Annotated in this window: 26 protein-coding genes; 15 read left to right on the top strand and 11 right to left on the bottom strand. The window is 66.6% G+C overall.

Annotated features, from left to right (window positions below; all coding sequences use genetic code 11):
- The first annotated feature begins 54 nt into the window (after positions 1–54).
- From DWF00_RS14305 to DWF00_RS14295, 3 genes are all read left to right on the top strand, one after another.
- Positions 55–852, top strand: a complete 798-nt coding sequence (locus tag DWF00_RS14305) for an inositol monophosphatase family protein (protein ID WP_114832528.1) — start codon at positions 55–57, stop codon at positions 850–852.
- 139 nt (positions 853–991) lie between these two features.
- Entirely contained in the window at positions 992–1,990 is a 999-nt protein-coding gene (locus DWF00_RS14300) for a flagellar motor protein MotA (protein ID WP_245973931.1), read from the top strand.
- A gap of 55 nt (positions 1,991–2,045) precedes the next feature.
- Positions 2,046–3,062: a peptidoglycan -binding protein gene (locus tag DWF00_RS14295; RefSeq protein ID WP_114832527.1), complete on the top strand. Its 1,017-nt coding sequence runs from the start codon at positions 2,046–2,048 to the stop codon at positions 3,060–3,062.
- A 272-nt stretch (positions 3,063–3,334) separates the two neighbouring features.
- Here DWF00_RS14295 and DWF00_RS29090 read toward each other — a convergent pair whose 3' ends face one another.
- From DWF00_RS29090 to DWF00_RS14280, 4 genes are all read right to left on the bottom strand, one after another.
- Positions 3,335–4,120 (bottom strand): hypothetical protein, encoded by a 786-nt coding sequence (locus DWF00_RS29090; protein WP_147283840.1) that lies wholly within the window; start codon positions 4,118–4,120, stop codon positions 3,335–3,337.
- Between the two features lie 57 nt (positions 4,121–4,177).
- A complete protein-coding gene (locus DWF00_RS14290; protein ID WP_114832526.1) occupies positions 4,178–5,194 on the bottom strand; it encodes an SGNH/GDSL hydrolase family protein in 1,017 nt (338 codons plus the stop codon).
- A 594-nt stretch (positions 5,195–5,788) separates the two neighbouring features.
- Positions 5,789–6,583, bottom strand: a complete 795-nt coding sequence (locus DWF00_RS14285; RefSeq protein ID WP_114832524.1) for a bestrophin-like domain — start codon at positions 6,581–6,583, stop codon at positions 5,789–5,791.
- A 24-nt stretch (positions 6,584–6,607) separates the two neighbouring features.
- Positions 6,608–8,386: an ABC transporter transmembrane domain-containing protein gene (locus DWF00_RS14280; RefSeq protein WP_114832523.1), complete on the bottom strand. Its 1,779-nt coding sequence runs from the start codon at positions 8,384–8,386 to the stop codon at positions 6,608–6,610.
- A 144-nt stretch (positions 8,387–8,530) separates the two neighbouring features.
- On the opposite strand from DWF00_RS14280, the gene rpmE reads away from it, so the two are divergent.
- The 3 genes from rpmE (at position 8,531) to DWF00_RS14265 (ending at position 9,605) form a co-directional block, all read left to right on the top strand.
- Positions 8,531–8,764: a 50S ribosomal protein L31 gene (gene rpmE / locus DWF00_RS14275; RefSeq protein ID WP_114832521.1), complete on the top strand. Its 234-nt coding sequence runs from the start codon at positions 8,531–8,533 to the stop codon at positions 8,762–8,764.
- 200 nt (positions 8,765–8,964) lie between these two features.
- Positions 8,965–9,210, top strand: coding sequence for a type II toxin-antitoxin system VapB family antitoxin (locus tag DWF00_RS14270; RefSeq protein ID WP_114832519.1), 246 nt, complete (start codon positions 8,965–8,967; stop codon positions 9,208–9,210).
- Entirely contained in the window at positions 9,210–9,605 is a 396-nt protein-coding gene (locus tag DWF00_RS14265) for a type II toxin-antitoxin system VapC family toxin (protein ID WP_114832518.1), read from the top strand. The genes DWF00_RS14270 and DWF00_RS14265 overlap by 1 nt, the downstream gene beginning before the upstream one ends.
- Before the next feature lie 30 nt (positions 9,606–9,635).
- Here DWF00_RS14265 and rcdA read toward each other — a convergent pair whose 3' ends face one another.
- The gene (rcdA, locus tag DWF00_RS14260) at positions 9,636–10,160 is read right to left on the bottom strand and encodes a protease adaptor protein RcdA (protein WP_114832517.1); all 525 of its coding nucleotides are present in this window, start codon (positions 10,158–10,160) and stop codon (positions 9,636–9,638) included.
- A 311-nt stretch (positions 10,161–10,471) separates the two neighbouring features.
- Entirely contained in the window at positions 10,472–10,672 is a 201-nt protein-coding gene (locus tag DWF00_RS14255; RefSeq protein WP_114832516.1) for a DUF1192 domain-containing protein, read from the bottom strand.
- A gap of 229 nt (positions 10,673–10,901) precedes the next feature.
- Between DWF00_RS14255 and DWF00_RS14250 the strand changes: the two genes are divergently transcribed.
- From DWF00_RS14250 to DWF00_RS14235, 4 genes are all read left to right on the top strand, one after another.
- Positions 10,902–11,900, top strand: a complete 999-nt coding sequence (locus tag DWF00_RS14250; protein WP_114832514.1) for an NAD(P)H-quinone oxidoreductase — start codon at positions 10,902–10,904, stop codon at positions 11,898–11,900.
- Between the two features lie 10 nt (positions 11,901–11,910).
- On the top strand, positions 11,911–12,369 hold the full coding sequence (locus DWF00_RS14245; RefSeq protein ID WP_114832513.1) for a DUF4440 domain-containing protein: 459 nt from the start codon (positions 11,911–11,913) through the stop codon (positions 12,367–12,369).
- A gap of 231 nt (positions 12,370–12,600) precedes the next feature.
- Positions 12,601–13,308 (top strand): DUF1013 domain-containing protein, encoded by a 708-nt coding sequence (locus DWF00_RS14240; RefSeq protein WP_425453121.1) that lies wholly within the window; start codon positions 12,601–12,603, stop codon positions 13,306–13,308.
- A 43-nt stretch (positions 13,309–13,351) separates the two neighbouring features.
- Complete coding sequence (locus DWF00_RS14235; protein WP_342769105.1) at positions 13,352–14,236, top strand: MBL fold metallo-hydrolase; 885 nt, start codon at positions 13,352–13,354, stop codon at positions 14,234–14,236.
- 5 nt (positions 14,237–14,241) lie between these two features.
- Here the strand turns inward: DWF00_RS14235 and DWF00_RS14230 are convergent, their stop codons facing one another.
- The 3 genes from DWF00_RS14230 to DWF00_RS14220 all read right to left on the bottom strand — a co-directional run bounded on the left by DWF00_RS14230 (position 14,242) and on the right by DWF00_RS14220 (position 16,805).
- Positions 14,242–14,538, bottom strand: a complete 297-nt coding sequence (locus DWF00_RS14230; protein WP_114832508.1) for a type II toxin-antitoxin system RelE/ParE family toxin — start codon at positions 14,536–14,538, stop codon at positions 14,242–14,244.
- Positions 14,539–14,544: 6 nt separating this feature from the next.
- Positions 14,545–14,805: a type II toxin-antitoxin system ParD family antitoxin gene (locus tag DWF00_RS14225; RefSeq protein WP_181832906.1), complete on the bottom strand. Its 261-nt coding sequence runs from the start codon at positions 14,803–14,805 to the stop codon at positions 14,545–14,547.
- 83 nt (positions 14,806–14,888) lie between these two features.
- Positions 14,889–16,805 carry a propionyl-CoA synthetase gene (locus DWF00_RS14220; protein WP_114832504.1) on the bottom strand — a complete coding sequence of 639 codons (1,917 nt, stop codon included), beginning with the start codon at positions 16,803–16,805 and terminating at the stop codon, positions 14,889–14,891.
- Between the two features lie 172 nt (positions 16,806–16,977).
- Here DWF00_RS14220 and DWF00_RS14215 point away from each other — a divergent pair, with 172 nt between their 5' ends.
- Positions 16,978–17,742: a sulfite exporter TauE/SafE family protein gene (locus DWF00_RS14215; protein WP_114832503.1), complete on the top strand. Its 765-nt coding sequence runs from the start codon at positions 16,978–16,980 to the stop codon at positions 17,740–17,742.
- Positions 17,743–17,837: 95 nt separating this feature from the next.
- The gene (locus tag DWF00_RS14210) at positions 17,838–19,466 is read left to right on the top strand and encodes an acyl-CoA synthetase (RefSeq protein WP_181832905.1); all 1,629 of its coding nucleotides are present in this window, start codon (positions 17,838–17,840) and stop codon (positions 19,464–19,466) included.
- A gap of 64 nt (positions 19,467–19,530) precedes the next feature.
- Here the strand turns inward: DWF00_RS14210 and DWF00_RS14205 are convergent, their stop codons facing one another.
- Positions 19,531–19,836 (bottom strand): hypothetical protein, encoded by a 306-nt coding sequence (locus tag DWF00_RS14205; RefSeq protein ID WP_147283839.1) that lies wholly within the window; start codon positions 19,834–19,836, stop codon positions 19,531–19,533.
- A 316-nt stretch (positions 19,837–20,152) separates the two neighbouring features.
- Entirely contained in the window at positions 20,153–20,341 is a 189-nt protein-coding gene (locus DWF00_RS14200) for a DUF465 domain-containing protein (protein ID WP_114832499.1), read from the bottom strand.
- A gap of 231 nt (positions 20,342–20,572) precedes the next feature.
- Between DWF00_RS14200 and DWF00_RS14195 the strand changes: the two genes are divergently transcribed.
- The 3 genes from DWF00_RS14195 to DWF00_RS14185 all read left to right on the top strand — a co-directional run bounded on the left by DWF00_RS14195 (position 20,573) and on the right by DWF00_RS14185 (position 22,532).
- Positions 20,573–20,791 (top strand): YdcH family protein, encoded by a 219-nt coding sequence (locus DWF00_RS14195; protein WP_114832497.1) that lies wholly within the window; start codon positions 20,573–20,575, stop codon positions 20,789–20,791.
- Between the two features lie 109 nt (positions 20,792–20,900).
- Positions 20,901–21,413, top strand: coding sequence for a 5-(carboxyamino)imidazole ribonucleotide mutase (gene purE, locus DWF00_RS14190; protein ID WP_114832496.1), 513 nt, complete (start codon positions 20,901–20,903; stop codon positions 21,411–21,413).
- Positions 21,414–21,440: 27 nt separating this feature from the next.
- The gene (locus DWF00_RS14185; RefSeq protein WP_114832494.1) at positions 21,441–22,532 is read left to right on the top strand and encodes a 5-(carboxyamino)imidazole ribonucleotide synthase; all 1,092 of its coding nucleotides are present in this window, start codon (positions 21,441–21,443) and stop codon (positions 22,530–22,532) included.
- Positions 22,533–22,777 lie beyond the last annotated feature (245 nt).

The following is a 22,777-nucleotide window of genomic DNA, read 5'->3' as shown; positions in this document are numbered from 1 at the left end:
TGGCCGCTTATCTGCCGGCCCTATCGCGCGCCGCCATGCGCATGAGGTTTTGAGATGATCCGCTCCCCCCTGATGACCGTGATGACCGACGCCGTGATGAAGGCGTCCCGTTCGCTCAAGCGCGATTTCGGCGAGATCGAGAACCTGCAGGTCCTCGCCAAGGGCCCGGGCGACTTCGTCTCCAAGGCCGACCACAAGGCCGAGCAGATCCTGCGCGAATCGCTCGAGAAGACGCGGCCGGGCTACGGTTTCGTCATGGAGGAGAGCGGCGTCGTCATCGGCACCGACGAGAGCAACCGCTGGCACATCGACCCGCTCGACGGCACCCACAACTTCCTGCGCGGCATCCCGCACTGGAACATCTCGGTGGCGCTGGAGCGCGACAACCAGTTCGTCGCCGGCATCGTCTACGACGCCGCCAAGGACGAGCTCTTCATCGCCGAGAAGGGCAAGGGCGCCTATGTCAACAACCGCCGCATGCGCGTCTCCGGCCGGCGCGAGCCCGCCGACATGCTGATCGGCATGGGCGTGCCGCATATCGGCAAGGGCGGCCACCCGCTCTTCCTGCGCGAGCTCGCCGCCGTGATGCCGCGCTTCGCCAATGTCCGCCGCATGGGCTCCGCCGCGCTCGACATCGCCTACGTCGCTGCCGGCCGCATGGACGCCTATTGGGAGCGCGGCCTCAACACCTGGGATTTCGCCGCCGGCGCCGTGATGATCCGCGAGGCGGGCGGCACCTTCGGCACGCTCGACGGCAAGCAGCCGACCAGCGCGAAGGACATCATCTGCGGCAACGAGGCCGGCGAGCAGGCGCTGCGGGCGGCGCTGAAGGGCATCAAGGTCGACGCCTGAGGCCGCCGCTACAAGCGCCTGACATATATCTTTGTTCTTTCGCGCTTGATCATGACGTGGCGGGAGGCGACAGTCCTTTCGCGGCGGTGAGACCAAGATTGAGAGCCGGGTCCGGCTCGCGGCGAACGGAAGACGGGGCATGATGAAAGCGGACAGCGCGGCCGAGATGGTCGCGACAGCTCGGGACACGACCCGTTTCTCGCGTCCCCTACGTTACGTCATCCGCGCGGTCCTGTTCCTCGCCCTGATCGGCTTCCTCGGCTACATCCTCCATCGCGGGCTGGTCGACGCCTTCATGGCCAATCCCGGCCTGAACGGCCTGATCGTTGGCGCGCTCGCCGTCGGCTGCCTGATCGCGCTGCGCGAACTCTGGCGCCTGCACAGCGAGGCCGGCGCCGCGACCATCCTCGCTCAGGACCCCGCCCGGGCGCGGGTCGAGCGCGGCGAGGTCATCGCGCCGCTTGCCGCCGTGCTGCCGGCGCTGGAGAAGCGCACGCTCTCCCCGGCCCAGGCCGCGACCTTGCTCGAATCGATCGCGGTCCGGCTCGACGACGGCCGCGAGGTGCTGCGCTACCTTGCCGGCCTGCTCGTCTTCCTCGGCCTGCTCGGCACCTTCTGGGGCCTGCTCGACACGGTCGGCTCGGTCGGCGGCGTCATCAACGGCCTGCGCACCGGCGCGGAGGCCGGCGTGCTGTTCGACGAGCTCAAGGCCGGCCTGTCCAAGCCGCTGGCCGGCATGGGCCTGTCCTTCTCGGCCTCGCTCTTCGGCATCGCCGGCTCGCTCATCCTCGGCTTCCTCGAACTGCAGCTCGGCCAGGCCCAGCGCCGCTTCCGCAACGAGGTCGAGAGCTGGCTCGGCAGCCGCACCGCGGTGGCCGCCCTCACCCCCGCCGCCGCGATCGACGACCGCCTCGGCGAGCGGCTCGACCAGCTCACCGCCGCGCTCGGCGACGGCCCCAACAACCGCGCCGCGACGCAGGCTCTCTCCAACCTCGCCGAGGGCGTGCAGGGCCTGGTGCAGCACATGCGCTCCGAGCAGCAGCTCATCCGCGACTGGGTCGAGGCCCAGGCCGCCCGCGAGAAGGACCTGAAGCGCCTGATCGAGCGGCTCACCGCCACCCACCACAACGAGCCATGATCGCGCCATGGAGCCCTGTGATGCTCATCGCTGATCCCTCGGAGCGGATGTAACCATGGCCCTGTCGCGCGCCCATCGCCGTGAGCAGTTGAACTTCTGGCCCGGCTTCGTCGATGCGCTCTCGACGATGCTGATCAGCATCGTCTTCCTGCTCTCGGTCTTCGTGCTCGGGCAGTTCTTCCTGTCGCAGGAGATCACCGGCAAGGACACCGCGCTGGAGCGCCTCAACCGCCAGATCTCGGAGCTCACCGACCTGCTCGCTTTGGAGCGCTCCTCGAACCGCCAGGCGCAGGAGAGCCTGCAGCTGATGCAGTCGACCCTGACGCGCGAGCAGGCCGAGCGCGGCCGCATCTCCGACCAGCTCGCCGCCCAGAACGGCAACGCCCCGGTCCAGCTCGCCGAATCGCAGAAGGCCCTCGAGCAGGAGAAGCAGCTCTCCGCCCGGGCCCAGGCCTCGGTCGACATGGTCAACCAGCAGATCGCCGCGATGCGCCGCCAGCTCGCGGCGCTGGAGGAGGCGCTCGGCGCGTCCGAGGCCAAGGACAAGGAAGCGCAGGCCCGCATCTCCGAGCTCGGCTCGCGCCTCAACGTGGCGCTGGCCCAACGCGTGCAGGAGCTGGCGCGCTACCGCTCGGACTTCTTCGGCCGCCTGCGCCAGGTGCTCGGCACCCGCCCCGACATCCGCGTCGTCGGCGACCGCTTCGTCTTCCAGTCCGAGGTCTTCTTCGACGCCGGCCAGGCCGTGCTGAAGCCCGAGGGCAAGACCGAGCTCGACAAGCTCGCGACGATATTGGGCGATCTCGGCCGCGAGATGCCGCCGGACATCCCGTGGATCCTGCGCGTCGACGGCCATACCGACGCCCGCCCGATCCGCTCGCCGCAATTCCCCTCGAACTGGTCGCTCTCGACGGCCCGCGCCGTCTCGGTGGTGGAATACCTGGTCTCCCGCGGCCTCCCGGCCGACCGCATCGCCGCGACGGGCTTCGGCGAGTTCCAGCCGCTGGATGTGGCGACGACGGATGATGCGTACAGGCGCAACCGCAGGATCGAGTTCAAGATTACGGAGCGGTGAGATACCAACCCGCGCGCCCGGGGGTATCACCGCCCGTCATGGTCGCGCTTGTCCCGACCGTCCACGTCTTGCGCTCGCTCGCAGCAGCACTCTGACGGCATGTCAGCAAAGGAGGGGAGAGCAGAACTTGCGCTCTTGCCTGTGAGCGGACGTTGCCAGGGGGGTGGGCGTTCTTGAAAGTAGCCGACGCGTTGCAGAAACCGTGTGTTTTGGTTCCGAAAGCGCCTGATAGGTCCCTGGTGTCCCGTAGAACCACGCGAGATGATACCTCCTCAAACCGACACTTCTTCCAGCATCTTCGGGTTCGCGGCTATGACGCTTTTCCGTGATGAAGCTAAAGCCGCAGACCAGTTGGGGTGGCGCGCCCGAGCCTTCTTGATGACTTCCACGAGCCGGCGGAGACTGGCCCTTCGAAGGCGAGAAACGACCGCTGAAAGTTCTGAATCGCTTCTGCGCCTCGTTGCATCGAGGATTGACTGGAACGCAGCGGTGCCAGCGAGCATCCCAGTGACATGATGCTGGGCCGAATGAATGGGCACTACCTGGGCCGTCGGAATGCGTTTCGCGTGGTCAAAGTCGGGAGCGTATGAGGGATCGACGAAGACGTAGATCCGGCCGGAAACATCGGCGGATAAAATGGCGTCGCCAGTTCGGCCTTCTACAAAATGATGTTCGTAACGCCGATCGAATTCGGAGGAATGCGCCGGGTTTATCGACCATTGCGGACAAATCGAAAGCGTAGTTGATGCTTTCACTGGGCCGGAATATTTGGCCGCGCCGTAGCCACCCATGGATGGACCATACGTTACGACTTCTGAATATTTGGATCGTAGCCCCTCAGTCGCATCGAGCGCGCGCCGCATATTTGCTTCTGGATACCAATTTGGCCGCTTGCCCATGAAACCGAGCACGCTCAAGTTCATTTGATGCGCAAGGGGGCGACCAAAGAAGTTAGCACCGTCAGCCAATGCGTTCATCGGGCCAAAGGTCACAAGTAATATATCGCTCGACCCTTCGTGAAAAATCCCTTGTATCTCGTCATCATCGAACACGATCACTATGATTTTCTCCGCAATTTCGAAATATATCTGACCATATCTTGAATGCGGAAAGTGCTACAGCTTACGAAATAGCGCAACGTGGCGAGTGGATTTTTCGTCGTATCCATTCGCGAGTGGGTGAAGGGTGTCGTACATCAATCCTTTCAATTGGGCAGACCCATAATCGCCCCACACGGCACCTGTATCGATGAGAGGGCAGCCGATCTCGTCGGAGAGCTCGCGCATCGCCTGCCAATAGGCCGTTATGGGATACGCGTAGGGGCCGCCTCCTCCGGGGTTGCACGTCTCAAGAACGACGTCACCGGTGGGGGTGCAAAAGCCAATAAGCGTGCGCAGGCTCGCCTTGAAATCAGCCGGTGTGACGTTCTTTTGCCAGTCATTCAGCCCGTAGTTGATAACGGTGAGGTGCGGCTGGATCTGACTAATCGTGTTGGCGACCGAATAGGGCGATGTGGCTGCTGCAGCCATGGCGGCCGTCGCGCCACTGATCCCGTGATTGAAGACGGCGACCTCTTTGACGGCGGCGGAGTATCCATGCTGCGCGACCAGACGGATCGTGCCGCTGATTCCCGTGAACCGGACCGCGTGCCTCGCATTTGACAGATAGGACAGGCTCAGCTTGTGGAAGCCGGTCCTGCTGAAGGGGACCACCACCGCCACACCCCCGTCGATCGCGTAGCTGAAAGACGATGCGGCAGAAGCGTAGTACCAAACATCGAAATTCGTGCAGGGCATGACGGTCGTATGGGTGGCGGTGTTGCCGGCCTCAAGGCGGATGGTGTTACCGAAGGGGGTCGCCCCAGAGGTCGTGAGACGGTTGTCGCCATCCGCCAGGCCGCCCAACGCCATCATGGTCTCACGCGACCATTTCAAGTCGGCCGAGTTCATCCTGTCCGCCACGCGCTGAGGAACAGCCTTGGAATAAGCCTCGCCGCCCCACTGCGATACAGTCCCGACGCCGCGCGTGATACTGTCGCCCTCGTACAATACGCGGGTGTTTGCAATGCCGGTGCGCGTATCAGCGATCGCGGCGCGGAACTTGGCGAGGCTGTGCCTATCAAGGTTCTTCAATCCGCCCTCGCTATCCGCGCGACACGGAGACAGGCCGAAGCCCAGGGCGACAGAGCTAGCCAGAAATGCGCGCCGACAGAGGATATGAATCACGCAACTTGTCCCTAGATCTGCGTTTGGACTGGCGACACACGGGAACCAGACGTCGTGAGGTTCGCCTGGCGCTAAATTGCAGAAAGCGCCTCACGCTTTCAACGCCGACGCGCTCCAGCCAGGTCCTCCCAAGGCTCATCTCACGGCGTCTCGTTCCAGCACCTGCATGTGGCTCAATCCTCCGCGCCGCCTCCGGGCTACGGAAGCGGACCCTACACTCACGCGCCTCGCGGCGCTCCGCTGCCCCTCATGGTTTCGACGGTCGTGCGCAAGCGCGGGCGGGGTTTTGGCGTGCGTGGAGGGAGGGCGCGGAACCGCGACGCGCCCCCTCTCCCCCTGCGGGAGAGGGTTGGGGTGAGGGGTCGCGCGACGCTGGGAGGTTGCGCTTTGTAACAAAACGCTGGCTGTGAAAGTTGGCGCGACCCCTCATCCGGCCCTGCGGGCCACCTTCTCCCGCAGGGGGAGAAGGGAAGAGGGCCGGCTCGCCCGGTCGAGCTGACCCTACCGGCTCATCGCCTCAAGCGCGCTGCGCATCGAGGTGCTGGAGATGCCGAACAGGCCGGTATAGGGCCTTTCCAGGTCGACGATGACGAACATCACGCTGGAGATCGAGACCACGCCGATCGCCAGCACGATCGCCGCCAGCAGCTTGCGCGGCACCTGCAAGCCGAACGAGACGAAGACCAGCATCAGCCAGAAGATCACGATGTTGAGGAAGAGCTGCGACTGCGTGCCCTGCCCGTCCTCGATCACGGTCCAGCGGCGCTCCCGGAACTCGGCGAAGCTGCCGCGGCACTCGGCCGCCAGGTTCTTGTGCAATGTGTCCGGCGGATCGAACGCATTGATCTCGCGGCCGACCTCGCGGATCAGCGTGCTCAGCGCCGAACTCTCGCCCTGGCGCGCCATCGCGGCGGTGTCGGGATAGGCGACGCCCTGCGGCTTCGCCTCCTCCGGCCAGGTGCTGGCGATCACCGCGGCGGTGTAGCTGCGCAGCTTCTGGCGGGTCGCCTCGGCCTCCGGGCCATAGCCGCGCAGGCACTGGTCGAGCTGGGCGAGCTGGCCTGCATCGGCGTTGCGGTCGCGATAGGCGGTGTCGAAGGCGGCCTTGCCGCTGGAGAGCTGCAGGCTCAGCACCAGCGCCGCGAAGGTGACGAGCAGGCTGGTGACCAATCGGAGCGCCTCCATGTTGCGCTCCGACAGGTGCTCCTCCGGCAGCCAGCCGCGCAGCAGCAGGCCGAAGATCGCGCTGGCGCTGAGCAGGGCGCAGAAGAACAGAGCCGAGAGCAGCTCAGGCATTCGACCTCTCCCCTTCGTCGCGCGTCAGGCCGCTTCCAGTCCGAATTGCAGCGCAGCCAGCCTGGCATAGAGCCCGCCGCGCGCCTTGAGCTCGGCATGGCTACCTTCCTCTACGACACGGCCCTCGTCCATCACCAGGATGCGGTCGGCCGAGAGGATGGTGGCGAGGCGGTGGGCGACGACGAGCGTGGTGCGGCCCTGCATCAGCCGGTCGAGCGCATCCTGCACGGCGCGCTCGCTCTCTGAATCGAGCGCCGAGGTGGCCTCGTCGAGCAGCAGGATCGGCGCGTCCTTCAGCACGGCGCGCGCGATCGCGAGGCGCTGGCGCTGGCCGCCCGAGAGCGTGACGCCGCGCTCGCCGACGACGGTGTCGTAGCCCTCCGGCAGGGCGCGGATGAAGCTGTCGGCGGCGGCGAGACGGGCGGCCTCCTCGACCTCCTCAAAGCTGGCGCCGGGGCGGCCATAGGCGATGTTGTCGCGCACGGAGACGCCGAACACGGTCGGCTCCTGCGGCACCAGGGCGAAGCGCTTGCGCCACTCTTCCGGATCGGCTTCCGGCCCGGCGACGCCGTCGACCGTGACGCGTCCTCCGGCCGGATCGTAGAAGCGCAGCGCCAGCTGCAGCACCGTGCTCTTGCCGGCTCCGGACGGACCGACCAGCGCGACGCGCTCGCCCGGCCGGATGCTGAAGGAGAGGTCGTGCAGCGCCGAGGCCGTGCGGCTCGGGTAGGCGAAGGAGACGTGCTCGAAGGCAAGCTCGCCGAGCGAGGGCTCCGGCATCCGCTTGGGATGCGGCGGCGCGGCGATGGCGGGCTTGGTGGCGAGGATCTCGCCGAGCCGGCCGGCGGCGCCAGCGGCTGCCGAGATCTCGCCATAGACCTCCGAGAGCTGGCCGAGTGAACTCGCCGCCAGCACGGCGTAGAGCACGAATTGCGACAGCCGCCCGCTGGTCATCCGGCCGGCGAAGACTTCCGTCGCGCCGGTCCAGAGCACCCAGACCACGCTGGCGCTGACCAGGAAGATCGCGACGCCCGACAGGATGGCGCGCGAGGCGGTGGCGGAGCGCGAGGCGGAATAGGCCTCGTCGGAGGCTCGGGTGAAGGCGCCTGCCGTCTGCCGCTCGGCGCCGAAGGATTGCATGGTCCGGATCGCGCCGACGGCCTCGGAGGCGAAGGCCGAGGTATCGGCGAGCCGGTCCTGCGCCTGCCGCGCCCGGCGTCTGACCGAGCGCCCGGACAACACCAGCGGCAGCACGATCACCGGGATCGCGGCGATGACGATGGCCGAGAGCTGCGGGCTGGTGAAGATCATCAACCCGAGCGCGCCGATGACCATGATGCCGTTGCGCAGCGCGATCGAGGCGGTCGAGCCGAAGGTCGACTTGATCTGCGTCGTATCTGCGGTCAGGCGCGAAACGAGGTCGCCGGCCCGGCTCGAATCGAAGAAGGCGGGCTCCAGCCTGGTGAGATGGGTGAAGACGTCGTTGCGGATGTCCGAGACGATGCGCTCACCGATCGTCATCACCAGGTAGAACCGCGCCGAGCTTCCCAGCGCCAGCACGGCGACGACGCCGATCAGCAGGATGAAATAGCTGTTGGCGAGGTGCTGGTCGCCGCCGGAGAAGCCGACATCGATGACGCGCCTCACCGCCAGCGGCAGCGCCAGCGTCGCGGCGGAGGCGACGATCAGCGCCAGGATGGCGAGCCCGATCCGCCCCTTCTGCGCCAGCGCATAGGGCCAGAACGAGGAGAGCGAACGGAAATCGGGTCGTGCTTTTTTGTCGGTTTCGGGGCTGTCGGCCACGCTTCATTGTCCTGTCATGCTTGCGCTGCCGGCCCACGTACGATATGTGCACGCGACTTCACGACAGGCTCATACGAATTGTTCGACGGGCCGGCCAGCCCTGTCTGGTTAAGACCGTGCCCGCTTACGATTGAGGATTTCGCCATGAAGACCGGCATCCACCCCGAATACCACACCATCAAGGTCGTCATGACCGATGGCACCGAATACTTCACGCGTTCGACGCTCGGCAAGGAGGGTGACACCCTCAATCTCGACATCGACCCGAAGACCCACCCGGCCTGGACCGGCGGTTCGGCCCAGCTGCTCGACCGCGGCGGCCGCGTCTCGCGCTTCAATTCGCGCTTCGGCGCGCTGAGCGCTCTCGGCAAGAAGTAATTCGGGCGCGATCGACCTTCGATCGCTGTTCTCGACATAGAAAAAGCCCGGCCTCATCGGCCGGGCTTTTTGCGTATTCGGGCGGCGATTGGTCGCGGCGCCGCGGCATGAACCGAAGGCGCCGCACAGCCGATGGTTGCGATTCCGCGTGACTTTTGGATAGCCATAAGGGATATAAGAATATCCGCAAAGGGATATCCATGGCGCTCTTCGTAAAAGACCCGGAGGTCGACAAGCTGGCCAGCCGGCTGGCCGTCATCCGCAAGATCAGCAAGACTGAAGCGGTGCGGCAAGCCCTGCTGCATGAGATCGAGCGGGAGAACGCCAATCCGACGCTGGTCGAGCAAGGCGTGGCGTTCTGCCGGGCTCTGCGCGCACGCGCCGACGCCGAGCGTGCCCGGCCGGCGGACAAGGCATTCATCGATAGCCTCTACGAGAACGACTGATGTTCATCGATGCATCCGCGCTGACCGCGATGTTGACCGACGAGACGGATGCGCACGAGCTTTTGGCCCGATTGCAGACGGCCGCGATCCGCGTGACGTCGCCACTGGCGGTCTGGGAAACGACGATCGCCGTCGCCAGGATCCTTGGCTTGCCGGTGAGCGAGGCCGGCGCCGCCGTCGAGGATTATCTCAAGCTCACCAGCATCGCCGTGATCGGCGTCGCACCGGAGAGCCGGCGCGGCGCCATCGACGCCTATGATCGCTACGGCAAGGGGCGCCACGTCGCCGGGCTCAATTTCGGCGACTGCTTCGCCTATGCCTGCGCCCGGCAAGAGGGACTGCCGCTGCTATTCAAGGGCAGCGACTTCCCCCAGACGGATATCGAAGCAGCGTAGCGGGCGAGCCGCCTCCTCGCGCAGACCGGGTCAGCGCAACAGGCCGAGCCGGGCCTGCAGGCTTGCGAGCTGGCTCTGCACCGGGTTGGGCCGCTCTTCCCTGACAGCGCCGGACATCAGCCCTTCGAGATGGCGGATGCGGTCCTGCAGGCGGACGGAATGGACGATTAGGTCGCGCAGGCCCTCCGGCAGGCGCGCGGCCTCGTGGGCCGGGGTCGGCAGCGGCTCGGCGATCCTGACCTTGTTCTTCTCGGTGCGGGCCTGCTCGGCCGTCATCTCGCCCTCCGCGACGGCGCGCTGCACCAGCAACCACGAGGCGATCTGCATCAGCCGCGTCGTCAGGCGCATGCTCTCGGTCGCATAGGTCAGCGCGGCCTCGCGCGGCAGCGCGGCGGAATCGGCCCGGCCGGAACCGTCGAGATAGCTCGCGGTCTGCTCGACCAGCCCCATCCCCTCGCGGAACAGCAGCATGAACGCATCCGATTTGACGAAGCCGCGCGCGAAGGAGATCGCGCCGTCATCCTGGTCCGGCTTCAGCATCGTCATGTCGTTCATCGCGGCGTCTCCAATCGGCACGGCTTCGTGCGCGTCCGGGACGCCGCACAGCCAGATGCCGCCAACACCGCAAGGATAGCGCCGTCGCGCGCCGAGGGTACGGTAAGGTGTCGTTAACCTTAACGACCGTACGGAGACAAAAAAAGAGCCGCCCCGAAGGCGGCTCGAAGGTCAACAGGGAGGCGTCAAACAGAGTGGGCAGGAGCCACTCGACATCCAGACAAACTGGACGCTCCGATTCATACTTTAGAATCGTTAAGCAGCCGTTAACGGCTGCATTCGCATGCCGCTTTTTTGTGCCCCGTTACGGGTCAATCCAGCTTGCGGAAGAAGGCATCCGCCGCCGAGCGCGAGGCATCCTTCTTCACCCGCATCTCCCCCAGGCGCTCGATTTCGGCTTTCAGCGCCTCGATGCGCTGGTCGATCTCCGCCAGCGACAGCATCGACAGGTCCTGCCCGATCTGGTGGACCGGCTTCGGCGCCGGCCTGTCATCCTCTGAGAATATCGACATGGCTGCCTCGTTTCTGGTCAATGACGGCCGCGACACTAGAGCACGGCGAGCCTCAGTGAAATCACCAAGCGGCAACCCGGCCTTACCCGCCACCGCGCGGATCGGCAGATCAGCTTGGGCAAATCCGAAACGCTCCGGCTCTGGTCGCGCCGCTGGCATATGAGCATTATGCCAGCGAAGAGAGTCGGCCCGCCGATGAGCCGGCCGCGACGAGCGATGGGATGCGACCATGACCAGCCTGCCCGAGACCATGACAGTGATCGGCTTCGAGGCCCCGGGCGGGCCCGAGGTGCTGAAGCCGCAGACCCGGCCGGTGCCGCAGCCGAAGGCGGGCGAAATCCTCGTTGCCGTCACTGCTGCCGGCATCAACCGGCCCGACGTGCTGCAGCGGCTCGGGGGCTATAATCCGCCGCCCGGCGCCTCCGACATTCCCGGCCTCGAATTCGCCGGCACGGTGGTGGCGCTCGGCGAGGGCGTCGGCCGCTACAAGCTCGGCGACCGGGTTTGCGGCCTCGTCGCCGGCGGCGGCTATGCCGAATATGCCGTCGTGCACGAGAGCAACGCCCTGCCCGTCCCGGCCGGCCTGTCGCTGACCGAGGCAGCGGCGATCCCCGAGACCTATTTCACCGTCTGGACCAACGTCTTCCAGCGCGGCGCGCTCAAGGCCGGCGAGAGCTTCATGGTCCATGGCGGCACCTCGGGCATCGGCACCACGGCGATCCAGCTCGCCAAGGCCTTCGGCGCGACGGTGCTGGCGACCGCCGGCTCCGCCGAGAAATGCGACGCCTGCCGCGAGCTCGGCGCCGACCACGCTATCAACTACCGCGAGCAGGATTTCGTCGCGGCCGCCAGGGAGGCGACCGGTGGGCGCGGCGTCAACCTGATCCTCGACATGGTCGGCGGCGACTACATCAACCGCAACTACGAGGCCGCGGCCGATAGCGGCCGGATCGTCCAGATCGCCTTCCTCAACGGCCCCAAGGCCGAGGCCAATTTCAGCCGCCTGATGCTGAAGCGCCTGAACCATACCGGCTCGACCCTGCGCCCGCGCACCATCGCTGAGAAGGCCGCGATCGCCGCCGAGCTGGAGGCGAAGGTCTGGCCGCTGCTCGCGGAAGGCCGCTGCAAGCCGGTGATCTACAAGACCTTCCCGCTCGCGCAGGCCTCGGAAGGGCACCGGCTGATGGAGAGCAACGCCCATATCGGGAAGATCGTGCTGGTCGTGTGAGGGGCAGGTCATGCAGGACGAGGCCCAGAACGACGACGTTCGAGCGATCCGTTTGCTCATCACGCGGCAATTTGCGAGCCTGAGTTGGGGGCCGGCCAAATCACCGGATTGGGCGGGCTTGCAGAGCGATTTTCATGACAACGCCGTGCTATATGGGGCTTCGCGTCCAGCGACGTCACAATCGCCCGAGGCCTTCGCCGCACGGATGAAGGCGCTGGCCGAGACGAGCTTGCGCTCGTTTGATGAGGCTGTGCTCGGGACTGAGGTTCGTGTCTTCGGCAACGTCGCCGTCGCGGTTGCTGCCTGCGAAAGTACCGAGAACGGGACCCAGATCGACCGCAACGTCGAGATGATGCTCCTCCTCAAGGAAGACGGACGCTGGAAGATCGTGGCCCAGGCCTGGGATAGGGCTGACGAGGCGCAGCCGATTCCGGAAGGCCTTCTTGCGGGAAAAGCCGAGCTTGCCTGACCCCACGGGTAGTCGCTTGGCTTCCACGCCGCGATTCTGCCTCACGCTTTTCATGGACAGCCATCGCTGCTTTGCCTATAACGCGCGCCATCCTGCTCATCGTCGATGATTTGGATGGCCGGCCGCTGAGGCCGGTCGGCGCCTGAGAGCTATTGTCTGCGACGCTGTTCCGGCCTCAACCACCGGCATTCGAGATCCAGGAGATATCCCGTGTCACAATCCCCCCCGCTGATGCCGAAAGCCACCGCGGTCTGGCTGGTGGAGAACACGTCCCTGACCTTCGAGCAGATCGCCGAGTTCTGCAAACTGCACCCGCTCGAGGTGAAGGGCATCGCCGATGGCGAGGTCGCCGCCGGCATCAAGGGCCTCGACCCGATCACCTCCGGCCAGCTCACCCGCGAGGAGCTGGAGCGCGCCGCCAAGGATTCGAGCCACCACCTCCGCCTGGCCGAGCGCAAGGTCAAGGTGCCTGAGATCAAACGCGCCAAGGGCCCGCGCTACACCCCGGTCTCGAAGCGCCAGGACCGCCCGAACGCCATCCTCTGGCTGCTGCGCAACCATCCCGAGCTCAAGGACGCGCAGGTCATCCGGCTGATCGGCACGACCAAGTCGACCATCGCCCAGATCCGCGACCGCACCCACTGGAACGCCCAGACGCTGACGCCGATCGATCCGGTCAGCCTCGGCCTGTGCTCGCAGATCGACCTCGACCTCGAGGTCGGCCGCGCCGCCAAGGACCGCCCCGCCGTCATGGCCGAGGTCGGCTCGACCCTGCTGCCGGCCGAGGAGACCACGGCGCCGGAGCCGGTCCATGCCAACCAGCCCTTCGCCGACATGAGCAAGCCGAAGCGCGAGGAAGAAGCCGCCATCGACGTCGACTCCGTCTTCGCCAAGCTGAAGCAGCTCAAGCGCCCTGCTGACGAAGACGACGAGGACTGAGCGAGCTGAAGAGCGCGCGGCCGGCTCATAGCGGAGAACGGCCCTGGCGCCCGATCTGACCTTCTCCTTTCTGGGAACGGGCGCGCCACCGGTCAGCCTGCGACGCGCCGGCCCGTCCCACCTCGTCGAGGCCCCAGGCCGCAAGGTCCTGATCGATTGCGGCTCGGGCGTGAGCCAGCGACTGGTCGCGGCCGGCCATCGCGGCGCCGATATCGACCTGCTCATCGTCACCCACGAGCATTCCGACCACCTCGTCGATTTCTACCAGCTCGTGGTCTCATCCTGGCATCAGGGCCGCACCCGGCCCTGGCGCGTGCTCGCGCCGGCCCCCGCTCTCGCCAACATGCGGGCGCAATACGAGGGTTTTGCCCGCGAGCGCGCGTTGCGCATCGCCTTCGAGAAGCGCCCCGACGCGACCGGGCTCGACGTCCAGTTCGAAGAGTTGCGCGAAGGGACGATCCCCGGCCTCGGCGAGCTCGCGATCGAGGCCTTCCTGGTCGACCACCGGCCGGTCGAGCCCGCCTTCGGCCTCAAGGCCGTGCTGGCCGGCACGAGCCTGGTCTTCTCCGGTGACACCAGGCTGACGCCCTCGCTGGAGCTGGCGGCGCAAGGCTGCGACCTGCTGGTCTGCGAGGTCTTCATCGATAGCCAGATGCCGGTGGTACCGGGCCTCCGCTCGGCCGAGACGGTCGCGGCCGTGCAGGCCTATCACATGACGCCGGCCGTGGTGGCGCAGCTTGCGGCGCGAGCGGGCGCCAAGCTGCTCGCCTTGACCCACCTGGTACCGCCCGGCGCCGACACCGCATCGCTCGCCCGCGAGATCAGGACCGCCGGCTATGCCGGCCCGCTCGTCGTCGGCGAAGACCTGATGGCGCTGGATGTCGGCGAAAGGCTCCTGCGCTGGAATGGTGCGACGCTGGCGCTGTAAGGGCTCTATCCGAGCTTATCCAGCCAGGTCTCTGGGTCGCGTTTACCGTGCGAGACCCGCACGATGTCCACTCCATGAGTTTCTTCATGATAGAGGACGACATAGCTACCGATCGGGAAGAGCCTGACCCTCTCGCTTATATCAGCGCGGAGAACGCCCATGCCGGGCATGTCGCCCAGCCTGTCGAAGCGCCGGTAGAGATCGTCGAACCAGCGTTGCGCCGCAACCGGATTGTCGGCCTTGATCCAGGCCGTAATCGCCTCGATATCGCTCATCGCCTGAGGCAGAATGCGAAAGCCCATGAATGGTCAGGAACGCTTCGTGCCAAAGATGTTGGCGCGCATGCGAGCGAACGCCTCGTCGCCATCCACCGGCGGCCCGCTGGCGAGCCCCTCCTCATAGGCCTGCTTCAGCCGCGCCAACTCCAGCTCGCGGATCTCCTCGCGCTGCTCCCAAAGGCGCAGAGCCTCGCGCAGGACCTCGCTGTTGGAGGCATAAGCCCCACTTTCCACGGCCCTGTTCAGCCTGGCGTGCTGCTGGGGCGAGAGCGAGATGGTGAGGGGGCGCATGGCGTCGGTTTTCATGGTCCGACTATAGCAATCCTCATAATTCCTCACAAGAACGCATAAGGTCGACGCGCCGCGTAAACCACCTACCCGATCCCCCTGCCCTTTAGCGCCGCGCCGATCTCGTCCAGCACTGCCGGATCATCGATCGTCGCCGGCATGGCGTAATCCTCACCATCGGCGATCTTCTTCATCGTGGCGCGCAGGATCTTGCCGGAGCGGGTTTTTGGCAGGCGGTTCACCGTCAAAGCCAGCTTGAAGGCGGCGACCGGGCCGATCCGCTCGCGCACCAGCGCGACGAGTTCGCGCTCGATCTGCTCCGGGCCCTCGCTCACGCCCGCCTTGAGCACGACGAAGCCGCAGGGCTGCTCGCCCTTGAGCGCGTCCCTGATGCCGACCACGGCGCATTCGGCCACGGCCGGGTGCGAGGCCAGCACCTCCTCCATGCCGCCGGTCGAGAGCCGGTGGCCGGCGACGTTGATGATGTCGTCGGTGCGGCCCATGATGAAGACGTAGCCGTCCGCATCGATATAGCCGGCATCCGAGCTGTTGTAGTAGCCAGGGAAAGCCGTGAGGTAGGCCTCGCGGAAGCGTTGGTCGTCCTGCCACAGCGTCGGCAGGCAGGCGGGCGGCAAGGGCAGCTTGATCACGATCGCGCCCATCGTACCCGGCGGAACCGGCTTGCCGGCCTCATTCAGGCATTCGACCGCGTAGCCCGGCATCGGCACGGTCGGCGAACCGTGCTTGACCGGCAGCAGGCCGAGGCCGAGCGGGTTGCCGACGATGCAGGAGCCGGTCTCGGTCTGCCACCAATGGTCGATGACCGGCACCCTCAAGACCTCCTCGGCCCATTTCAGCGTGTCGGGATCGGCCCGCTCGCCGGCGAGGAAGAGCGCGCGGAACTGCGAGAGGTCGTGCCCGGCAAGATGCCTCGCCTGCGGGTCTTCCTTGCGGATGGCGCGGAAGGCGGTCGGCGCGGTGAACAGCGCCACGACCTTGTGCTCGGCGATCACCCGCCAGAACGCGCCGGGATCGGGCGTGCCGACCGGCTTGCCCTCGTAGAGCACCGAGGTCGCGCCATGCAGCAGCGGCGCATAGACGATGTAGCTATGGCCGACGACCCAGCCGACATCGGAAGCCGTGAAGAAGACCTCGCCCGGCTTCACGCCATAGAGGTTCTCCATCGTCCATTTGAGCGCGACGAGATGGCCGCCATTGTCGCGCACCACGCCCTTCGGCCGCCCGGTCGTGCCGGAGGTGTAGAGGATGTAGAGCGGGTCGGTGGCGGCGACCTCGACGCAACCCGCCTTGCGCCCGGCAGTCTTGGCGGCAGCGACGAGCGAGCGCCAGTTCTTGTCGCGGCTGACATGCATCGAGGCGTCGGCCTGCGGCCGCTGCAACACGAGGCAGGTATCGGGCTTGTGCGTGGCCAGCGCCAGCGCGCCGTCGAGCAACGGCTTGTACTCGACCACCCGCGTCGGCTCGATGCCGCAGGTCGCGGTCAGGATCAGCTTCGGCGCGGCATCGTCGATGCGGGTCGCCAGTTCCTTGGCCGCGAAGCCGCCGAACACGACCGAATGCACCGCCCCCAGCCGCGCGCAGGCGAGCATGGCGAAGACCGCCTCGGGGATCATCGGCATGTAGATGATGACGCGGTCGCCCTTGCCGACGCCGAAATCCTGCAGCACGGCGGCGAGCGTCGCGACCTCGTCGAGCATCTCGGCATAGCTGTAGCTCGCCTTGGCGCCGGTGACCGGGCTGTCATAGATCAGCGCCGGCTGCGCGCCGCGTCCGTCGCGCACGTGGCGGTCGAGCGCGTTGAAGCAGGTGTTGCAGGTCGCGTCGGGGAACCAGCGGCCGTAGACCCCCGCGTCCGCATCGAAAATTTGCTGCGGCGGCTTGATCCATTCGATCGCCTCGGCGGCCTCGGCCCAGAACCCGGCGGGGTCGCTCTGCCAGCGCGCGTAAACCTCATGATAGCGGCTTGCATGCGGGGCATTCATGGGACGCGTTCCTCTCCGCCGGATTCTGACCTAAACCCCTAGCGGCATGCCGGTTCCGGCGGGGCGATTTTGGGCGGATCGTGCGCACTCTCCCCTGCGGGCGCAAGCGCATGCGCGTCAGACTTTCGCCAGCCCTCTTGCGGCCTCTCAGGCCGGAATCCCGTACCCGGCCATGATCTTCGACCCCGCCTATCTCGCCGCCATGGTGCCCGCCGTCATTCTGGTGGGCTTAGCCAAAGGCGGCTTCTCCGGCCTCGGCCTGCTCTCGCTGCCGCTGATGGCGCTGGTGCTCTCGCCGGTGCGGGCGGCCGCGATCATGCTGCCGATCCTGATCGTGCAGGACATCGTCAGCGTCTGGGCCTATCGCCGCGAATTCGACAGGCGCAACCTCGCGATGATGCTGCCGGGAGCGCTGCTCGGCGTGCTCGCGGGCTATCTGCTGGCCTCCCGGGTCTCGGATGCCGCAGTCGGGCTCTCCGTCGGCATCATCTCGGTCGCTTTCGCCGCGCGCCGGCTCTTCGCGGACGGCAAGGCGCAGCAACTGGTGACGAAGGCCGAACTCCTGCCCGGCACGTTCTGGGGCGCGGTCTGCGGCTTCACCAGCATGATCGCCCATGCCGGCGGGCCGCCCTTCCAGATCTACGTCATGCCGCAACGGCTCTCGCCGCCGGCCTTCGTCGGCACCGGCGCGATCTTCTTCGCGCTGATCAACCTGATGAAGGTCGGGCCCTATCTCGCGCTCGGCCAGTTCACCCATGAGAACCTGATGGCCTCGGCCGCGCTCTTCCCGCTTGCGATCCTGGCGACACTCGCCGGCGTCTGGCTGGTGCGGCGCGTGCCGGCCGAGCGCTTCTACACGATCATCTACTGGCTCTTGATCCTGGTCGGCCTCAAGCTGGTTTTCGACGGCTTTACCGGCCTGCACCTGTTCTCCTGATGCTGCGCCGCATTGCGCCTCATCGGAAAAAGGGATGGATTACACCTTTGCCCGCGAGCGGCTAATCCTGCGGGGACAACCGGGATGGGCCCCTGATGACGAGCACGGCATACGATATCGACCTCGACCGCAACCCGGCGAATTTCCAGCCGCTGACGCCGCTGACCTTCCTCGAGCGCGCCGCCGCCGTCTTCCCGGACCATACCGCGATCATCCACGGCCCGCTGCGCCGGACCTATGCCGAGTTCTACGCCCGCTCGCGCCGCCTTGCCTCGGCGCTGGCGAAGCACGGCATCAGCCGCGGCGACACGGTCGCGGCCCTGCTGCCGAACACGCCGGCGATGCTCGAATGCCATTACGGCGTGCCGATGACCGGCGGCGTGCTCAACACGCTGAACACGCGGCTCGACGCCGCGATCATCGCCTTCTCGCTCGACCATGGCGAGGCCAAGGTGCTGATCGCCGATCGCGAGTTCTCGAAGACGGTCAAGGCGGCGCTGGCGCTGTGCAAGGTCAAGCCGTTGGTCATCGACTATGACGACCCGGTCTATGACGGGCCGGGCGAGCGCCTGGGTTCGATCGAATACGAGGATTTCCTCGTCACCGGCGACCAGGACTACGCCTGGGCGATGCCAGCGGACGAGTGGGACGCGATCACCCTGAACTACACCTCCGGCACCACCGGCGATCCCAAGGGCGTGGTCTACCATCATCGCGGCGCCAGCCTGCTCGCGACCTCCAACGTCGTCACCTGCGGCATGGCCAAGCACCCGGTCTATCTCTGGACCCTGCCGATGTTCCACTGCAACGGCTGGTGCTTCCCCTGGTCGATCTCCATCCTCGCCGGCACCCATGTCTGCCTGCGCCAGGTCCGGGCCAAGGCGATGTTCGACGCGCTTGCCGACCATGGCGTCACCCATCTCTGCGGCGCGCCGATCGTGATGTCGACACTGGTCCATGCGCCGGAGGAGGAGCGCCGGCATTTCTCGCAGACGGTCTCCTTCTTCACAGCCGCGGCGCCGCCGCCCGAGGCGATTCTCGCGGCGATGAAGCAGGCCGGCTTCGAGGTCGTGCATCTCTACGGGTTGACCGAGACCTACGGCCCCTCCGTCGTCAACGACTGGCAGCGCGACTGGGATGCGCTGTCGGGGCCCGAGCAGGCGGCGCTGAAGGCGCGCCAGGGCGTGCGCTACCCTGCGCTGGAGGCGCTCGACGTGCTCGACCCCGAGACGATGCAGCCGGTGCCGCGCGATGGCGAGACCATGGGCGAGGTGATGTTCCGCGGCAATGTCGTGATGAAGGGCTATCTCAAGAACCCGAAGGCGACGCAGGCCGCCTTCGCCGGCGGCTGGTTCCATTCCGGCGACCTCGGCGTGCGCTATGCCGACGGCTACGTCCAGCTCAAGGACCGCTCCAAGGACATCATCATCTCCGGCGGCGAGAACATCTCGTCCATCGAGGTCGAGGACGCGCTCTACAAGCACCCGGCCGTGCAGGCAGCTGCCGTAGTGGCCAAGCCCGACGAGAAATGGGGCGAGACGCCCTGCGCCTTCATCGAGTTCAAGCCCGGCCGGAGCGCGACCGAGGCCGAGATCATCGCCTGGTGCCGCGAGCACCTCGCGGCGTTCAAGTGCCCGCGGACGGTGGTGTTCGCGGAGATCCCGAAAACCTCGACGGGGAAGATCCAGAAGTTCAGGCTGCGGGAGACGGCGCGAGGGTTGTGAGCGGGGGGCGAGGTGAACTGAGCAAATCCTCGTCCCCATAAAGCGCAGAAAGGGCCGCCCTCGGCTATCGCAACGCCTGGGCGAGCGTCTCCCTCGCGACCAGCTTCAGGACTGCGGCACGGGCTTCGGGGCAGGCGGCGGTGGTTGCGGCGTCGACATTGGCAAGCACCGCCTTCAATGGCTCCGGCTTGAAGTCGTAGGCGCCGCCGACCGCCATGAGCAGGCCGTACTGCGCCATGACGCTATCCTTGCCCTTCCCTTCCTTGGCGGCCTTCTCAAGGATAGGGCAAATGCGCGCCGACAATTCGTCGGCAGCCGAGGCCGAAGCCGACAGGAGGACCAGGCAGCATAGGGCGGCAAGTCTGCGCATCGGCCTGTCCCTCTTCATGGGCGGGGAGGATAGCGCGACAAGAATGTGCCGTGTCGCGGGCAACGCCAAACACCGCATGCTCTGCCGGATCGCACCGTCGATCAAGCCGCCTCAGTCTCGCCGCGCCGGCTCGTCGCGTCATCATCCGAATGGATGATCTCCAGCGGTCGGCGGAGAGGCGGACAAGGGCTGGAAACGAACTGCGCGAGACGGCGAGTTGCTGCGCTCGCAACGACTGGCCAAAACAAAAGCCGGCCCCGTGAGGGACCGGCCTTGTCGGAATTCCGCTATTCGGCGGGCCTCCCCGCCACGCAACTCAATGCAGGGTCGGCTTCGGGATCGTCAGCTTGACGCGCTCGATCTCTTCCTTCAGCAGCAGCTTCTTTCGCTTGAGTTCGACGACGTCCAGCGTGTCCGAGGACGGGCGCGCCGCGGCCTGCGAGATGGCTTCCTCGAGCTGGCGGTGCTTGCGTTCGAGCTCTGCGAGATGGGTCTGCAGCGACATCTGGATCCTCCTGATGAGCAGTTGACGGGCCAAGTCTGGCATAGAGCCGGCTTCAAGTCTCTGGGGCAGTCGTGCACCGCACCATGAGATTCTGTGATCCTGAGCGACTCCTTACGCTGGCGACGCGAATGCGACGGGTCGCCCGCTTCCGGGCAATCGCGTCGCGCACTTGCCGCGCCGCTCGCGTCTGAGCATAGTCGCGCCCGATCGCGGCGATGATGAGACGGCTTCATGCGATTCGAATTGGGCGCTGAGGAGATCGAGGCCTTCACGGCCGAGCTCGCACGGCTGCGCGAAGAACACCGCGACCTCGACAGCGCCATCGACGCTCTCGAGCGCATGGGCGCGGTCAACCAGATCCAGGTGCAGCGCCTGAAGAAGCGCAAGCTCTACCTCAAGGACCGCATCTCGCAGATCGAGGACGCGCTGACGCCCGACATCATCGCGTGAGCCGCCTTTGCACGAAGTTCGGGCAAAGGCCGTGATTCGCCGCTTGCCTAGGACGCACCGGCCGGTCTAGATCGCGCGCTTCCCTGTTCTCGCCGGAAGCGAGTGTTTCATGGCCAAGCCCAGCCTGCGCGCGTCCATCCCCCCCGTCGCCATCATCATGGGCAGCCAGTCCGACTGGGCGACGATGCGCCACGCCGCGGAAACGCTCGACGCGCTCGCGATCCCGTACGACGCCCGCATCGTCTCGGCCCATCGCACGCCGGACCGCATGGTCGCCTTCGCCAAGGGCGCCAAGGCCGAGGGCTTCAAGGTCATCATCGCCGGCGCCGGCGGCGCCGCCCACCTGCCTGGCATGACCGCAGCGCTGACGCCGCTGCCGGTCTTCGGCGTGCCGGTCGAGTCGAAGGCGCTCTCCGGCCAGGACAGCCTGCTCTCGATCGTGCAGATGCCGGGCGGCATCCCCGTCGGCACGCTCGCCATCGGCAAGCCCGGCGCGATCAACGCCGCCCTGCTCGCCGCCGCCGTGCTGGCGCTGTCCGATGACGGCATCGCCGAGCGCCTCGACGCCTGGCGCGCCAAGCTGAGCTCGGCGGTGGCCGAGCGCCCCAAAGACGACGCATGAGCAGCAACGACGCATGAGCACCGACGCATGAGCACGCCTGATCCGACCGGCCTGGCGCCCGGCGCCATGCTCGGCATCCTCGGCGGCGGCCAGCTCGCCCGCATGATCGCCCTTGCTGCGGCCGATCTCGGCATCCGCGCCCATGTCTTCGCGCCCGAGGCCGACAGCCCGGCCTTCGACGTCGCGGCGCGGCACACCGTCGGCGACTACGAGGACGAGGCGGCGCTCGCCCGCTTCGCCGACGCGGTCGACGTCGTGACCTACGAGTTCGAGAACGTCCCCGCCGCGACCGCGGCCTTTTTGGCCGCGCGCACCCCGCTCCATCCCGGCGCCCGCGCGCTCGCGGTCACGCAGGACCGCCTGAGCGAGAAGAGCTTCGTCGCCGGCCTCGGGCTCGCAGTCGCGCCGTTCGCCCAGGTCGATTCGCTTGCCGATCTAGCGCGCGCCGTCGACACACTCGGCCGGCCCAGCATCCTGAAGACGCGGCGCTTCGGCTATGACGGCAAGGGCCAGGTCAAGATCGCGGCGGAGAGCGACCTTGCCGAGGCCTACGAGGTCATCGGCCATTTCCCGGCGATCCTGGAGGGCTATGTCGCCTTCACGCGCGAGGTCTCGGTCGTGGCCGCCCGCGGCACTGACGGCTCCTTCGCCGCCTTCGACGTCTGCGAGAACGAGCACCGCGACCATATCCTCGCCTTCACCCGCATCCCCGCGCAGCTGGGAGCCGATGCCGGCGGGATGGCGATCGAGGCCGCCCGCAGGATCGGCGAGGCGCTCGGCTATATCGGCGTCTTCGCCGTCGAGATGTTCGTCGTCGGCGAGGGCGCCTCGGAGCGCGTGATCGTCAACGAGATCGCCCCGCGCGTCCATAATTCCGGGCATTGGACCAGCGAGGGCGCCGAGACCTCGCAGTTCCACCAGCATGTCCGGGCCGTCTGCGGCTTCCCGCTCGGCTCCACGGCACGGCGCGGCACGGTCGAGATGGAGAACCTGATCGGCGATGCCGCCCTGCGCTGGCGCGAGCTGCTGGCCGAGCCCGGCGCGCATCTGCATCTCTACGGCAAGCGCGACGCCCGTCCCGGCCGCAAGATGGGCCATGTCACCCGGGTGAAGCGCTAGAGCCGGATGATTTCGGATGGAATCGCCAAGCGATCCCATCTGAAATCTGAATCCGCCTCTCATCAAAGAGTGAGAGCATGATGTCGTCCGAAAACCGGTGCCCACTTTTCGGCATGCTCTAGGTGGTGTGGACTCTTAGGATTCCCATTTTCCGGGGGTTGTGATTCAAGACTGCTTTTGGGAGGCAGTCTTGGGTGTGATGGATCGCCTTGTTCTGAACGACGCGGCCTGGGAGCGGATGGCGC

The sequence above is a fragment of the Allobosea caraganae genome (assembly GCF_003351345.1).
GTDB classification, from domain to species: domain Bacteria; phylum Pseudomonadota; class Alphaproteobacteria; order Rhizobiales; family Beijerinckiaceae; genus Allobosea; species Allobosea caraganae.
This window is presented reverse-complemented; position numbering and strand designations above follow the sequence as displayed.